Consider the following 16629-nt stretch of genomic DNA (forward strand, 5'->3'; position numbering starts at 1 on the left):
CCTGTTTTTTATACGGACTCTGAAATGGTCCCTGGCACCTCTCGACCTTTCTTCACTTCTACTATAAAAAATAGTAGCACAAACCATGGCCTTGGTTTGTACTACTAATGTTAGTATGTTTTTTGTATGAATTGATGATTTTGTTGGAGTATTAAACAAAAAATAGACGGAGAAATTCCGTCTATCACACCAGAAGATACCTAAATAAGATGATTAGATATCCATAGTCGGAAAAACTCCCCAATATTCACCTTTAATACTAGAGCCATTACGCAAATAACAAGGAAAACTTCGACTTATTTGGGCTCCAGAAAATGATAAGAAAGTTAAACCCCTATCACTAAAAAATCTCAAATATAAAATAATCTCACTTTTCACTTCAAAAAAACAAAATTCATCAATATATGTAAAGGAATTCCAATTTATATGTCGAATTATTTAAATAATAGGAACCTTATGTTATATTAATAAAATTTCGTAGTTTAACAAATACATTACGAAAATATAAAAATAGTGTACATTGAACTCGAAAGCACTAATTATTTGATGATATGAAGGCTGCAGCGTCGACATTATGCTTTAATTGATTATGCTAGCCTACATTGAAAAGAAAATGTAATAAATTTATAGATTGAAAGTGCTATAATAGATTAGACTATAATTTAATTAAGACAAAGACTTAGGTGGTTTCGTTAATGATTCAAATGAACAATGTAGTTAAAAAGTATCCTAATGGGGTCGTTGCGGCGAACGGGATTACAGTTCAAATAAAAAAAGGTGAGTTTGTTTATGTAGTAGGACCGAGTGGAGCAGGAAAATCGACATTTATAAAGTTGATGTACCGCGAGGAAAAGCCAACTTCAGGTGATGTAGTAATTAACGGGATTAACTTAAGAACGTTAAAAAATAACCGTGTGCCACATTTGCGTCGTCAGCTCGGTGTAGTGTTTCAAGACTTTAAATTATTGCCGCGCTTAACGGTATACGAAAATGTAGCGTTTGCCATGGAAGTAATTGAAGAACAGCCCAAAGTGATTCGCAAGAGAGTAATGGAAGTGCTTGAACTAGTTGGTTTAAAGCATAAAGTACGTATGTTGCCAAATGAGCTTTCTGGTGGGGAGCAGCAACGTGTAGCAATTGCCCGTTCAATCGTAAACCGTCCGAAAGTGATGATTGCCGATGAGCCGACAGGGAATCTCGATCCAGAAACATCATGGGAGATAATGAATATTTTTGAGGAAATTAATCGCCAAGGTACGACGATTGTAATGGCAACACATAACCGAGAAATTGTTAATACAGTGCGTAGACGTGTTATTGCAATAGAAGGCGGAATGATCGTCCGTGATGAGTACGGAGGTGATTACGGCTATGAAAACTAGAACAATAGCTCGTCATTTTCGTGAGAGTTTAAAATCATTGGGAAGAAATAGTTGGATGACAATCGCCTCTATCAGTGCTGTAACGGTAACTTTATTATTGGTAGGCGTATTTGCAACTATTATGATGAATTTAAACAAAGTGGCCTCGGATTTAGAAAATGATGTTGAAATTCGTGTTTTGATTGAAATAATTCCTGATGAGGCAGAGGCTAAGCTAGCAGAAGATCAGTTAGTTGATGAGATTCATAATCTACCGGATGTTGAAGAAGTTACATATTCTTCGAAGGAAGAAGAGTTAAGTAAGTTAATTAAAGATTTTGGTGATGAATTAAGTTTATTTGAACAAAACAATCCATTATATAATGTGCTATACGTAAAAGCGGTGGATCCATTAAAAACTGCTGAAGTAGCAAAGAAGATTGAAAGCTTTGAAAGCACATATGAAGTAAAATATGGTGAAGGTAAAGTAGAAAAACTATTTAACTTCTTAGAAATTGCACGTAATGTAGGTCTTGTGTTAATCTTAGGTTTGCTGTTTACAGCGATGTTCCTAATTTCCAACACGATTCGCATTACGATTACTGCACGTAGAGATGAAATTGAAATTATGAAGCTAGTAGGGGCTACAAATTCTTTTGTCCGCATTCCATTTGTATTAGAGGGGATGTGGCTAGGAATAATTGGATCAATCATTCCGATAACAGCCGTTACGATTGCTTATTACAATATTTATGAATTGCTTGCACCAAGATTAAAAGGCGAGCTATTCCAATTATTAGAGGTTGCACCACTTATGCTGCAGGTGAATGGACTAATTTTATTCATCGGCATGTTCATCGGTATATGGGGCAGCTTTATGTCAGTGCGTAAGTTTTTAAAAGTGTAATAGAACATAAATTGCATCATGCTCTTTGAACATTCAATAAAAGAGAGACGAACGAGCGACTACTATTCATGCATTTAGGGGGAAACAGGTTTTGAAGAAGCTAACAACGCGTTCATTTAAAATCATGGCTGTACTACTAGCGCTTATTTTATTTATTCAAATGCCGGCAGCTTATGCAGCATCATTAAGTGAACTAAAAAAAGAGCGCAGCCAACTTGAAGCTGAGAAAAAGATGCTCAACAAATCACTCGAACAAAAAACAAATGAAATCCAAACAAATCAAAATCGTCAGCAAAAAATTATTTCTCAATTAGAGCAAATTGGGGCAAAAATTAATGCAACGAATCAAGAAATAGAAGTTGTCGAATTGGATATTGAAATTGCGAATGAAGAAATTTCGATATTGGAAAACGACATTGAAGAATTGCAAACTAAAATTAAGAAACGTGATGAGCTATTGCGTGAACGCGCTCGTGCTATTCAATCAAGCGGTACGGTTAGCTACCTGGATGTGCTTTTAGGTGCCAATAGTTTTGTTGATTTTATCGACCGTTTCTCTGCAGTAAGCACGCTAATGGATGCTGACCGTCAAATTATGCGTGAGCAAAAGGAAGACCAGGAAAAGCTGGAAGTCCAAAAAGCAGAGCTACTGAAGAAAAAAGAGAGTTTAGAAGCGAATAAAGCAAAACTGCAAAAATTGATGGCGTCATTAAAGCAACAAAAGAAAGAAAAGAATCAATTAGTGGACGAGCTTGAAAAAGAAGAAGCAAAATTACGTGCTCAAAAAACAAGCTTAAAAGAAGAGTACGATGATAAAGTAGAGTTAAGTAAAGAAGTAGAAGAGAAATTTCTTAAAGAACAGCGTCGATTAGCTGAAGTTGCACGTCAAAAAGCTTTGGAAGCTGCAAGAAATAAAAAGAAAAACAATGTTTCAAGCTCTGGAAATTTACCGACAGTTGCGGCAGGTACTTGGACAAGACCAGCAGCGGGAAGATTTACTTCAGGGCACGGACCACGTAATATCGGTCCTATTGGAAGTAAATATCATTTGGGTATTGATATTGCAAACTCAATTGGGACTCCAGTTGTTTCAGCAGCAGATGGTGTGGTTTCCTATGCAGGAACTATGAATGGCTATGGCAATGTAGTGATGGTTACACACTCAATCGAGGGACAAATCTTTACGACGACATATGCCCATTTAAGTGGCTTTGATGCTAGCGTAGGGGATGCTGTTTCAAAAGGTCAGCAGATTGCTAGAATGGGGAATACAGGAAATTCAACAGGACCCCATCTGCATTTTGAAATTCATGTTGGCGAGTGGAATGGAAGTCGTTCTAATGCAGTAAATCCATTACGATATATATCCTTATAATAATAAAAAGGCAAAACTTTATTTGTTAAAGTTTTGCCTTTTAATTTTGAATAAATTCCATAAAGGTATGATATTGTACTAATAGGAATAAATAGTGAGGTGAGGTTGATGAAAAAGAATATAGGCATCGTTGTAATTTTAGTTCTCGTCGTTACGATGTTAAGTACATATATAAAAAAGGAACTCGATCAGAGTGTAGCAATCAGCAGTGATGAATTAGGAACTGAACTTGAATTGGGTGAGGAAATCGGACTTGAAAAAGGACAATTTGCACCTGATTTTACTTTATATAATATACAGGGAGAACCAGTGACTCTTTCAGACTTACGTGGAAAACGGGTCGTATTGAATTTCTGGGCAACATGGTGTCCGCCCTGTGAGGCAGAAATGCCACATATGCAAAAGTACTATGAGAAATACCGTGAAACAGACAATGTTGAAATTATCGGTATCAATGTAACGTATCACAGGGAAAAGATTGAACGTGTTGAGCAGTTTTTGAAAAGCTATGATATAACCTTTCCTATTGTTTTGGAATTGGAGGAATCAGTCTCTCGCCAATATGAAATTATAACACTTCCATCAACCTTTATGATTGATGCGGAGGGGAAAATTCAAAAGACAATTGTAGGTCCCCTTGATTTAGAAACATTACGAGAAAATGTGACACAATTAAATTAATTCATGTTCTATCCGTCTTTATAAGTATGAATCTTTCTTTCACTTCATAAATTTTATGGAACGGAGGAGAATTTGTGCGGAAAAGTCGGATTTTTTTATTAATTATTTTATTGCTATGTATAGGAGCAGGTGTTTATTGGGCTATGACAATGCAGGCACAGCCAAAAGCTAAACAAGCTGATTTCGCTGTGGTGAATGAACTACATCAACTAATAACGAACGAGTCAGTTTATGATGTTGATTCCGAAAAAATAGTAGAAGGCGCACTTCGAGGAATGGCTAATGCAATTAATGACCCATATAGTACGTATTATTCAGAGCAAGAGGCGGCCTTACATAAACAGACGCTCGCTAGTGAACGGATTGGAATCGGTCTGGAACTATCTGAAGCGAATGGTAAGTTTATCGTAGTGGCACCAATTAAATCATCACCGGCAGAAAAAGCAGGTATCAGGCCATTGGATGAGCTTGTACAAATCAATGAGGAACGGCTTGAAGGGAAAACGATGGGGGAAGTTCGTAAGCTCATGCATGGTAAGGAAGGGGAAAGTGTGGAGCTCGTATTGTTTCGACCGGAGCTCGAGCAACATGTAAAGCTAAGTATAAAAAGGGAACGCCTGAAAAATGATACTGTGCAAGGCGATGTAATTGAAGTAGAAGGAACGAAAATTGGATACATGACTATCTCAATGTTTGGCGAAAAAACTGCCGAGGAATGGCAAAAATCTCTTGATGCATTAATGGAGCAGGATGTAGAAGGGTTAATCATTGACGTGCGTGACAACCCAGGTGGCTATTTACATAGTGTTGCACAGATGATGAGCATGTTTGAGCAAAAGGAAACTGTATTTGCTTATATGCAAAATCATGATGGTGTAACAGAGCCACTAAAAACAAAAAAAATCGAACAATTTGAGCCGTATGCCAAATGGCTGCGTGCAACACCCGTCACAGTTTTACAAAATGAAGGAAGTGCCTCGGCAAGTGAGGTGTTTGCAGGTGCGCTGCAAGATTGGAAACGCGCCGTCATTATTGGTGTCACTAGTTTTGGGAAAGGTACTGTTCAGCAAACATGGGATCTTCAAAATGGTGGAGAGTTGAAACTATCGACTAATAAATGGCTCACACCATCTAAGCGTTGGGTACATGACGTAGGTATCAATCCTGATGTAGAAGTGACTCAACACCCGCTATATCGTGTAGAAAGAAAAATATTAGAAGGTCGTTATGAAGTAGGCGAGTATAGTGAAGAAATCGCCTATAGTCAGCGAATTTTAAGTGAATTAGGTTTTACTATAAGTCGTACCGATGGATTTTACGATATGGATACAGCACAGGAAGTAGCAAGCTTTAGGCGGCAACAGGATTTACCTGAGGGACAGCATATGGATGAAATTTTCTTCGCGGAGCTAACGAAACAGCTTGAAACATTTAAACAATCAAAAGTAAATGATATGCAATTACAGATGGGAATTAGTTATTTAATGCATCAGTTGGGTGAAGGATAAACTATTAACTTCATCTTCCTAAGTAAAAGAAAAGGCGATCTCGAATTTTTTTCGAGGTCGCCTTTATTTTATTATCGGTACAAATGGGACTACGCATAATCAATAGGATTTGATACAATTAATCGTACGGTAGGTGAGAAAATGGATGAAACAATTTTAATTGAAATTTTGAAAGGGATTGGCCGATTTTTTTTAAATCCTTTGTTGTATGTCGCCATACTATCTGCAATTTATTTAGGGTATCGCAGGGTGAAGCGTGAACGGCGATTCTTCAATAGGCGTATATTAGGTGGCTGGTCCGAGTTGAAAAATATGCTTGTAATGGGGTTTGTACTATCCGTCATTATTTCAGTTTTTAGTCTTGTCATTGGCTTAACGGTCTCACTCGAGTTATTAACTGTCGTTTTTGTAGTAAGTCTCTTAGGACTAATCATTTATACTTATCATTTATTGTCACCCGCTATTGTCATGGCGATTGCTTTTTGTATGATCGTTATTATGCAATGGCAAAATTGGACATACTCTATCGGTCCGCTTGAACTGACAGGCACGAATGCGGTAAAAGAGCTTGTCATGACAGTACCGATTTTGACAGGTCTTTTATTAATGGCGGAAGGAATTTTGATTCGCCGTTATGGAGGGCGTTTTGCCTCGCCAATTATGGAGACGACTAAGCGTGGATTAAATGGAATCGGTTATTATAGTAAACAGCTTTGGGTATTGCCTGTATTTACAATAATACCAGGCGATGGGATTCAAAATTTTGCTCCTTTTTGGCCGCAATTTACAGTCGGTGCAGAGCAATTTTCACTCATTGTCTTCCCGTTTATTATTGGTTTCCAGCAAATGGTTCGCCAAAAGCTGCCGATGAATGTTTACCCTCAAATGGGCCGTACGATTGTCATGATTGGACAGTTCGTACTGATTGTCGGTTTAGCTGCCTATTTTTCACCAGTCTTGGGTGCAGCAGCTTTGGCATTAGGGGCAATTTCCCGTACGATTATAGGCATTTATTATAGCCGCTCAGAAGATCGCAACAGCTATGCGGTAATGCGCAGTGATAGAGGTGTTATGATTGCAGGGATTTTACCGAATTCTCCGGCGGAAAAAATGGGCTTATTGGCAGGAGAAGTAATAAAACGTGTGAATGGACAAGATGTTTATACGGAAGAAGATTTATATAAAGCACTGCAAATTAATGCAGCCCATTGTCGTCTGGAAGTGCTGGATCATGCCGGTGAGCTGCGTTTAACCCAACATGTTGTACATCGGGATGATAATTATAAAATTGGGCTTTTAGTAGTGAACTAGATTATAGAACGTAAAAGAATCCTGTGAAAAACAGGGTTCTTTTTTTAAGGTTACATAGAATAATTTATGTTACTATAAAAGTGAAAAAGATCAAAATTAAAATTTTGAATGCTTCCAGGATTTCATGTTTGTGGCAGGAGTGAAGGTTATGTTGGATTGGATGACTATCGACAATGTGGAAATTGTTGTAGAAAAATATAAATTATTAGGTCCTTTTTTCAGTGTATTTTTAACTTTTTTGGAATCATTTATACCGGTATTGCCGTTATTTATCATTGTAATTGCCAATGCTGCTGCCTACGGACTGTTTTGGGGTTTCTTACTGTCATGGCTAGGAACGGTTGCAGGTTCTTATCTGTTTTTCCTGATGATTCGAAAGTTTGGAGAGTATCGTATCTTCCGTCGCATAAAGGAACAAACCCAAGTGAAAAAACTGATACATTGGGTAGATATAAGAGGCTTTACGCCATTATTTGTATTACTATGCCTGCCGTTTACACCAGTTGTTGTTGTGAACAGCGTGGCTGGTCTCTCAAATATTAAGAAAAAGTATTATTTTTTAACACTGTTTATTTCAAAGCCGATCATGATTTTTTTGATTAGTTATTTAGGTAGCGATTTAAGACAAGTTTTAACATCACCGTTGAAAATTATTGTATCGATTGTGGTTGTATTGGTCATTTGGGGTATCGGTAAATTTATCGAACGGATCTTAAACAAGCGGGTAGAGCGCGACTTGCGCGAAATTGAAAAGCTTAGAAGAAATAAATAATATGTAATGATGAAACCTTGTTTTTTACAGTTGCGTAAAAGGACAAGGTTTTGTTTTATGAACACCATTAATGTACGAACATGTATTCTTATATTATAATAGATTAATAAAGATAAATGAGGTGAAATTATGACATTACGAGTCATTTCGGGTCGGGCAGGTACTGGGAAAACAGCTTTTATTCACCGTGAGATTGTGGAGGATTTAAAAACAAATTTGTTTGCCAATCCAATTTTTATTTTAGTGCCTGACCAAATGTCATTTACAACAGAGTATGAACTGACGACGAATTATGACATAGAAGGCATGATGCGGGCGCAAGTTATGACATTTAAGCGGTTGGCCTGGTTTGTACTGCAAAATGAAGGCGGCATTGCACGAGAGCGTATTGATGGCACAGGGTACCGCATGTTATTGCGCCGTATTTTGGAAGAACACCAAGAAGAATTTTTATTATTTAAACGAGCGGCAGGTAAGCGTGGTTTTACGAAGGAAGTCGAACAAATTCTAAAAGAATTTAGTCAGTACCATATTGATGTGGAGACAATTGAGCCACTAATTAATTCACTTAGGGAAAATGGAGCGAGCGAAGTACTACTCCATAAAATGCATGATTTACACATTATATTAAAGCAGCTACATGAACGCATTGGGACGGAATATATTGACGGAGACGGCTACTTTCCAATGTTAATTGAACGCATTCCGAAGATGGAAAGCTTGCGGGATACCCATGTGTATTTAGATGGGTTCGTTTCATTCAATGGACAGGAAATGTCGATATTAAAAGAGCTTTTAATTTATGCAAAGCGTGTCACAATTGTTCTGCCATTGGAGGACCCTCAGGCTGATATGCTCGAAGGATCCGTATTTTACAGGGCCGCCATGACATATGACAAAATAAAGCATGAACTGCAAAAGCTGCGTTTTGAACGGGGAATCGACATTGAAGAGGAGCCAAGAGTTCATCTCGAAGTAAATTACCGTGCAAAAAATCAAGACTTGCTGCAAATTGAACGAAGCTTTGACAAAGTTATAGACGCTCCGATTGAATCGACAGGACATGCGCAAATACTGGAAGGTGTAAATCCGCGAGCTGAAGTGCAAGGAATTGCCCAGGAAATAAAGCAACTCGTCTTAAAAAAAGGGTTGCGCTATAAAGATATCGGGATTATGTACCGCCAGGCAGATGTATATGACGCTATTATCGGTACGACATTTATGCAATACGAAATACCTTTTTTCTCAAATGAGAAGCGGGCTATGCTGTATCATCCGCTTATTGAATTTAGTCGATCTGTGTTGGAAATTATTACGACTAACTGGAAATACGAGCCGATATTCAGGAGTGTTAAAACGGATCTGTTCTTTCCGTATGGGGCCAACTTAATGGTAATGCGGGACCGAGCTGATATTCTTGAAAATTTTGTCATTGCAAAAGGTATTGTCCATGATCGTTGGATGAACGAAGAGGTTTGGCATTACCGTCGTTTTAAATCTTTAGAAAAAGTAAATGCGATACAAACAGAAGATGAATTGGAGCATGAACAGCTCTTAAAATCAGTCCGGGATTTAATCCGCGAACCAGTCTTGGCATTGCAAAATCGTTTAAAAGGCAAAAGGACAGGCCGTGAAATTGTAGTGGCATTGTATGAGTTTATGGAGCAGCTGGATATCTACAAGAAGCTTGTAAAAATGCAGGAACAGGAAGAACTGAGTAATGCACTTCATCAATCACTGGAACATGAGCAGGCTTGGAATGGCTGGGTGCATATTTTAGAGCAATTCGATCTAATGTTCGGCGACAAAATCATGCCGTTAGAAGAAGTTGCACAAATTCTCGATGAAGGCTTTGAGACACTGCAATTTTCAAGTGTGCCCCCAACATTGGATGAGGTGACAGTTTCAACAGTTGAGTTTGCACGCTTTGATAATAAAAAGGCGATTTTTGTAATCGGGGTCAACGATGGCGTTTATCCGATGCGTATGGATGCAGGGGGGTTATTATCGGATGATGAGCGGGAAGCCTTTGAAAAAATAGATGTTGAATTGGCGCCAGGTATAAAAAGTAGGCTGCTTCAGGAGAGCTTTTTATTTTATCGTGCCATTTCCTCGTCGACACAATATTTATATATTACGTATGCAAATGCAGATGAGGAAAGTAAAGGCAAGCTTCCGTCGCTCTATGTTAATCGATTGCATAAAATGTTCGAGATTGTGGAAAATCAGGGGATGGAACAGGATAAAACGATTCGTACATTGCCGCATCGACAAATAGCGATGGATCCATTGGATGAACAGCAAAAAGCTAATGTACTCCACTATATCCAGCACCCATCTCCATCGATTGGCTTTTTAATGACACAGCTGAAACAGGCGCAAATTGAGCGACGTCCGCTCACAGAGGAATGGGCTGCCTTGAAAGCATTTTATGAACGGGATTCCCAATGGAAGAATGTACTGAATATCGTAGGAAAACCATTGTATTCAACAAATGAAGCGGAACCTTTGACAGAAGAAGTTGCTACGGCATTATATGGGGAAAACTTCTTGGCAAGCGTATCGCGCATTGAACGTTTTTACAGCTGTCCGTATTCGCATTTTGCTTCATACGGTCTAAAATTGCAGGAACGTACAGAATTTAAGTTAGAGACATTTGCGATGGGTGATCTGTTCCATGAGGCAATTCGGACAATATTATCGGAAAAAGAGCCGACAATTGCATTGAATACGTATGTAAATTGCTATAAAAAGGCGAATGATACCATTACGAAGCTAGTCGATTATTTCTCATATAGCATTTTAAAAAGTAGCCATCGCTTTGAATATATTAAAACAAAGCTTGTGAAAATAGTAGCCCGTACCGTTTATGCCCTTATGAATCAAAGCGAGCTATCCAAGTTTAAAGCAATTGCCCATGAAAAGCCTTTCGGAAAGCGCGATGACAAAAATACTGAACAAGATGACCGCAATCCATTGGAAGCACTTGAAATTGAATTGGATCATAACCGTAAAATGTATGTACGTGGTCAAATTGACCGTATTGATGCATACAAGGACGCGGAAAACTTATATTTGCGTGTCATTGATTACAAATCAAGTGGCCGCAAGCTTGATTTTACTGAAGTATATAACGGAATTTCCTTGCAGCTGTTAACATATTTGGATGTCGCGATGAAAAACATACCAATTATTGCACGCGAAGGTAAATTCATTCAGGACTTATCGGATCTTGAAAATATCATTGTTCAAGCGGCAGGTATGTTTTATTTACATGTACACAATCCGCTTATTCCTACTGAAGATTATGAAGAATACGACCGAGTGGAAAATATGCGTCAGGAGAAATTCAAATTAAGCGGTTATATGTTAAAGGATGTAGAAATCGCACAATTAATGGATCAGTCACTCGAACCGAACAAATCGTCAATTATCGTTCCGGCAGCATTTAAAAGCGGTGAAGACCCTGAATTTAATAACCGCTCGTCGAAAGTGATTGAACAGGATCAAATGGAAAATCTACAGCAGTTTGTTCATTATAAATTCCGTCAGGCAGGAAATAAAATTTATGAAGGCAATACAGAAATTAAACCGTACAGTCTAGGCAACCAAAAGGCCTGTACATTTTGCAGCTATAAAGCGGTTTGCCAATTTGATCAGGCAGAGACTGGCAATAGCTTCAATGAAATAAAGAAACAGCCGGAGCAGGAAGTATTTAAAAATATTGAAAAGGTGGTGTGTGTTCATGACGATTCCAGCGAAGCCGAATAACGTTCAATGGACGGATGTACAGTGGAAAGCCATCTATGCAGCTGGCCATGATATTTTAGTATCTGCGGCAGCGGGTTCAGGGAAAACGGCTGTTTTAATCGAGCGGCTTATTCAAAAAATAGTAGCCCCAGAAGAAAAACGCATTGATGTTGATGAACTGCTGGTCGTAACCTTTACGAATGCATCAGCTGCAGAAATGCGGAATCGAATGGCAGAAGCACTCGAAAAAGCACTTACTGAAAATCCAAGCAACCTTTTCCTGCGTAGACAATTAAGTTTATTGAACAAAGCGCAAATTTCTACACTACATTCGTTTTGTCTATCGATTTGCCGCGAATATGCATACACGATTGATTTAGACCCTGGGTTTCGCCTGGCAAGTACGGAGGAAGCATCATTATTGCAAGATGATGTGTTGATGGACGTGCTTGAAAAGGCGTATCGTGGTGATATGGAGACGCTCTTTACGAAAGATGAGCTTTATACATTGATCGATAGCTTTGCGTCAGACCGAAGTGACCAGGCAATCGAGCTATTGCTTCAGGAGATGTACAAAGTTTCACGGGTACAACCAAATCCGTATGAATGGCTGCAAACATTGCCGGAAAAATACGATATTGATCCGAAAAGTCCCATTGACAATTTAGCTATTGCACAGGAAGTTCGCCCGTTTATTATTGCCACCTTGAAGGAGATTACAGCACGTCTTGAAAAAGGCTTGCAAATTGTAACGGTCGTGCCCGCTTTGGAAAAAAATAAGCCATTGTTTGAAGCGGAATATGCAGGGGTGAAACATGTATTAAATGCAATGGAAAATAGTTCGTGGGAGCAAGCCTATGGGCTAATTCCTGCCATTGAATTCGGACGCATTAAACCGCTGACGAAAAAAGATACAGAAGAAGACAAAGAATTGTATGCGGTGGCCAAAAATCACCGTGACACAGCTAAAGAAATGCTGAATTCATTAAAAGATACATTTTTTGCTCGTCATCCAAAGCTTTATGTACAGGAAATGGCGGCGACAAAGCCCATTTTAGAAACGCTTGTAAAGCTGACAATTGAATATAGTGAAGCATTTAAATTAGCCAAACAAGAGCGCGGCTTACTTGATTTCTCGGATTTAGAGCATTATGCACTGGAAATATTAACAGATCCACAGAGTGATTCCAAACGAACACAGCCATCCGATGTGGCACGCACTTTTCAAAAACGTTTCAAAGAAGTGCTTGTCGACGAGTATCAAGATGTGAATTTTTTACAGGAGACGATTTTACAACTAGTGAAAAGTGGCGGAGAGCAGGACGGGAACATGTTCATGGTTGGTGATGTGAAGCAAAGCATATACGCGTTTCGACTTGCAGAGCCGCGCCTATTTCTTGAAAAATATAAGCGCTTTGAGGAGAATCCAGCCGATACAGGAATGAAGATTGATTTAAATGCTAATTTCCGCAGTCGCTCGGAAGTGCTGGAAGGTACGAACTATGTATTTGAGCAAATTATGGACGAGGAAGTCGGAGAAATTGCGTATGATGAGCAAGCCAAATTGAAGTTTGGTGCGAGCTATGATGCGCAGCAAGTACCGATTGAGCTTGTGTTGCTTGAAGGTGACTCGAAGGCGCAAAACGTGCCCGGTCAAGATGACGGAGCTGAAGAAGAAAGCATTAACACAGCCCAACAGGAGGCGCGCTACATTATTCAACGCATTCGCGATTTAGTTGACAATGGTGGACAGGTTTACAATCCGAAAATGAAGTCGATGCGTCCAGTTAGCTACCGGGATATCGTTGTATTAATGCGTTCACGTACATGGTATACGACTTTTGCGGAGGAATTTAAATTAGCAGGTCTTCCACTTTATGCTGAAACAGATGGCGGCTATTTTGAATCGTTGGAAGTAATGATTATGATTAACACGCTAAAAGTAATCGACAATCCCTATCAGGATATTCCGCTTGCCTCTGTTCTGCGGGCGCCATTCATTGGGCTGACAGAAAATGAATTGGCGAAAATAAGGTTAGTAAATGGTAAAGTACCATTCTACGAAGCGTTAAAGCAGTATAAAGAAGAAGCGATGGGCGAAATGCCGATTGAAACAGAAGCTAAGCTGGACAGATTTTTCGCATTGCATGACAAATGGCGTAATTTCAGCCGTCACGGGGCGCTCGCTGATTTAGTATGGCAAGTATATTTGGATACAAATTACTTCGAAATGGTCGGTGCGATGGCCAACGGGAAGCAACGTCAGGCAAATTTACGTGCGCTTCATGACCGTGCATTGAGCTATGAAAAAACATCGTTCCGCGGCTTGTTCCGATTTTTACGTTTTATCGACCGCATGAACTCTCGCGGAGATGATTTAGGTGTTGCCAAGTCCACAAGTGAAACAGATGATGTAGTAACCTTGCTTACAATCCATAAATCAAAGGGGCTTGAATACCCAGTTGTATTCGTAGCAGGCATGAGCCGAACATTTAATACGAAAGATTTGGGCAATCGCTATATATTTGATCAGGATTTTGGATTAGCGATTAAATCCGTAAATCCCGACCTAAATATTATTTCAACTTCTCTTCCGCATTTGTATGTGAAGGAAAAGAAATTGGCAAAAATGAAAGCCGAGGAAATGCGTGTATTGTATGTGGCGATGACCCGTGCAAAAGAGCGGCTTATTTTAGTCGGCTCGATAAAAGATTGGGAAAAGCAGAAGGAAGAATGGGCATTTTACCAGGAGTTGAAAGACACAGTGCTCCCGGCATATATCCGTTCAAAGGCGAATAGTTATTTAAGCTGGGTTGGACCTGCTGTTGCTCGTCATCAAGACTTTCTATTTGTGAACTACGGGTATTCGAACAAAGCTACTACTACACCACAGTGGTCGATTACGGTTATACCCAATCGTGACTATTTAACAACAACTGAAATAAAAGAAACGGAAGAGGTAGTAGAGCAGGAAGTTGTAAATGAAGATATGGTTCAGCTACTGACAGAACGCTTTACGACACCCTATTCTTACACGAATGCTGTAACAAAAAAATCAAAAACCTCGGTTTCAGAGCTAAAACGTATGGAAAGCCTGCAGCAAATGGAAGAAGAGCATTTATATAATTCAGAAGCAAAACGTTATGTAAAGACAGAAGTACCAAGCTTTATGTTAAAAGAGAAGAAAAAAAGAAAACTGTCCGCTACTGAAGTTGGTACAGCAGTGCATGCCGTTATGCAGCATATACCGCAGCATGGCTTTGCTACAATTGAAGAAACGAAACACTTTATACAATTCCTTGTCGAACGCCAATTACTTCAACAACTGGAGGCGGACGCTGTGTCGGCTGAAAAGGTGTATGCCTTTTTCGGAACAGAGGTAGGGCAGCGCTTTAAAACGGCGAAGGAAATTTTAAGGGAAGTACCTTTTACTATGAGCTTGAAGGATAAAGACGGTGATGCGCAAATTATACAAGGGGTCATTGACTGTATATTTGAAGATGAAGAAGGTAAATGGGTACTCCTGGACTATAAAACCGATTATATTGAACAGATGATTTTAGACGATTTAGAGAAAATTAAACGAAAAATGACAAAATCCTACCAAATTCAATTAAACTATTATCAGCATGCTGTACAATCCATTAAGCGTATCGAAATAAGCGAACGTATATTGTATTTATATAGCATAGGACTAGAAGTGAAAATAGATTAGGGGGATAAAAGGTGGATTTTCGCCCAGTAGGTACGAATGAGCGTATAGCAACGCTTGATATTTTACGAGGATTTAGTTTGCTCGGCATTCTATTAGTAAATATGTTTGGCTTTTATTTACCGATGCCACATATTGCGGATTTAAGCAGCTGGTTTAGTGAAGTGCAGGATATTGTGCTTCACCAGCTTTTGGATATATATGTTCAAAGTAGTTTTTATCCGTTATTTTCTATGCTTTTCGGGTATGGTTTAGCAATGCAGTATGTAAAAGCAAAAGAAAGGGGCATTAACTTCTATCAATTTGCCCCGAAACGTCTCTTGCTAATCTTCTGTATGGGAATGTTCCATGCCATTCTTATTTGGTGGGGCGATATTTTAGCAATGTATGCATTTTGTGGTGTGTTTTTAATTGCACTTATCCGTCTGCCGGCAATTTGGCTTTTACTAGTAGCAATTGCTATAAATGCTTTGTATCATGGATTTAATTTAAGCTTGTATGCACTGGCAGGTTTTTTTACGACATCAACAGATTCAATATCTGTGAATTTTGATGCGATTCAAAGTGCAGTGACAGCTTATGGGATTGGCAGTTGGACAGACGCATTTATGCAGCGTCTTGATGATCTGGCAATTCAAATGAGTATATTTATGTGGATATCCTCATTATTTACGATTTTGCCTTATATGTTATTCGGTGCGGCCATTGCAAAATGGCGTCTTATCGAATGGGCAAAGGAAAAAATTATTTTATGGATTATTTTAGCGATAATTGGTATTGCTGGCGGACTGTATGTGAAAAGCCTGCCGATTGCCGGAGCTCAAACGATTGGTAATGAGTATTTACAAGTCTATATTGGCGGTCCTATTTTAGCAGTCGGCTATATAGCGGTTGTGACATTATTAACGCAGCTACCGTTCGTTGTTAAACTTCTGTCTCCAATCGCCACAGCGGGACGTATGTCGTTGACTCTTTACATTATGCAATCTGTTATTTGTACGGTGCTGTTTTATAAATGGGGCTTCGGTCTTTACGGAAAAGTGGATGTGCAAATGGGTATTTATATGGCAATTGGAATCTTCGTCATTCAAGTATTATTTGCAGAACTTTATTTTTCAAAATTTAAACAAGGACCACTGGAAGCATTACTGAAAAAAATTACTTATGGCCAGTTTGCTTCTCGGAAATAAAAACTATTATTATGTAAATTTATAGAAAGAAAGCTTAGTTTTACAGAATAATATTATTTTGT

10 protein-coding genes are annotated in these 16629 nt (G+C 38.9%); all 10 read left to right on the plus strand.

Going from position 1 to position 16629, the window contains the following annotated elements:
- The first annotated feature begins 695 nt into the window (after positions 1 to 695).
- Complete coding sequence (gene ftsE / locus SNE38_RS02120) at positions 696 to 1382, plus strand: cell division ATP-binding protein FtsE (protein ID WP_191702148.1); 687 nt, start codon at positions 696 to 698, stop codon at positions 1380 to 1382.
- A complete protein-coding gene (ftsX, locus tag SNE38_RS02125; protein ID WP_191702149.1) occupies positions 1372 to 2268 on the plus strand; it encodes a permease-like cell division protein FtsX in 897 nt (298 codons plus the stop codon). The genes ftsE and ftsX overlap by 11 nt, the downstream gene beginning before the upstream one ends.
- 91 nt (positions 2269 to 2359) lie before the next feature.
- Positions 2360 to 3643 carry a murein hydrolase activator EnvC family protein gene (locus tag SNE38_RS02130; protein WP_191702150.1) on the plus strand — a complete coding sequence of 428 codons (1284 nt, stop codon included), beginning with the start codon at positions 2360 to 2362 and terminating at the stop codon, positions 3641 to 3643.
- A 108-nt stretch (positions 3644 to 3751) separates the two neighbouring features.
- Positions 3752 to 4324: a peroxiredoxin family protein gene (locus SNE38_RS02135; RefSeq protein WP_336045796.1), complete on the plus strand. Its 573-nt coding sequence runs from the start codon at positions 3752 to 3754 to the stop codon at positions 4322 to 4324.
- 74 nt (positions 4325 to 4398) lie between these two features.
- On the plus strand, positions 4399 to 5832 hold the full coding sequence (locus SNE38_RS02140) for a S41 family peptidase (RefSeq protein WP_336045797.1): 1434 nt from the start codon (positions 4399 to 4401) through the stop codon (positions 5830 to 5832).
- Positions 5833 to 5973: 141 nt separating this feature from the next.
- Entirely contained in the window at positions 5974 to 7143 is a 1170-nt protein-coding gene (locus tag SNE38_RS02145; protein ID WP_336045798.1) for a PDZ domain-containing protein, read from the plus strand.
- Positions 7144 to 7291: 148 nt separating this feature from the next.
- A complete protein-coding gene (locus SNE38_RS02150) occupies positions 7292 to 7915 on the plus strand; it encodes a TVP38/TMEM64 family protein (protein ID WP_191702154.1) in 624 nt (207 codons plus the stop codon).
- 129 nt (positions 7916 to 8044) lie between these two features.
- On the plus strand, positions 8045 to 11686 hold the full coding sequence (gene addB / locus SNE38_RS02155; RefSeq protein WP_336045799.1) for a helicase-exonuclease AddAB subunit AddB: 3642 nt from the start codon (positions 8045 to 8047) through the stop codon (positions 11684 to 11686).
- Positions 11661 to 15380: a helicase-exonuclease AddAB subunit AddA gene (addA, locus tag SNE38_RS02160; RefSeq protein ID WP_336045800.1), complete on the plus strand. Its 3720-nt coding sequence runs from the start codon at positions 11661 to 11663 to the stop codon at positions 15378 to 15380. The genes addB and addA overlap by 26 nt, the downstream gene beginning before the upstream one ends.
- 11 nt (positions 15381 to 15391) lie before the next feature.
- Positions 15392 to 16567, plus strand: coding sequence for a DUF418 domain-containing protein (locus SNE38_RS02165; RefSeq protein ID WP_336045801.1), 1176 nt, complete (start codon positions 15392 to 15394; stop codon positions 16565 to 16567).
- Positions 16568 to 16629: the final 62 nt, after the last annotated feature.

The organism is Solibacillus ferritrahens, assembly GCF_037027585.1.
Lineage (GTDB): Bacteria > Bacillota > Bacilli > Bacillales_A > Planococcaceae > Solibacillus > Solibacillus ferritrahens.

Excerpts from the sequence above, each read along its gene's own strand:
- ftsE (WP_191702148.1), top strand. The coding sequence starts at position 696 with ATGATTCAAATGAACAATGTAGTTAAAAAGTATCCTAATGGGGTCGTT.
- ftsX (WP_191702149.1), top strand. The coding sequence starts at position 1,372 with ATGAAAACTAGAACAATAGCTCGTCATTTTCGTGAGAGTTTAAAATCA.
- SNE38_RS02135 (WP_336045796.1), top strand. The coding sequence starts at position 3,752 with ATGAAAAAGAATATAGGCATCGTTGTAATTTTAGTTCTCGTCGTTACG.
- SNE38_RS02145 (WP_336045798.1), top strand. The coding sequence starts at position 5,974 with ATGGATGAAACAATTTTAATTGAAATTTTGAAAGGGATTGGCCGATTT.
- SNE38_RS02150 (WP_191702154.1), top strand. The coding sequence starts at position 7,292 with ATGTTGGATTGGATGACTATCGACAATGTGGAAATTGTTGTAGAAAAA.
- addB (WP_336045799.1), top strand. The coding sequence starts at position 8,045 with ATGACATTACGAGTCATTTCGGGTCGGGCAGGTACTGGGAAAACAGCT.
- addA (WP_336045800.1), top strand. The coding sequence starts at position 11,661 with ATGACGATTCCAGCGAAGCCGAATAACGTTCAATGGACGGATGTACAG.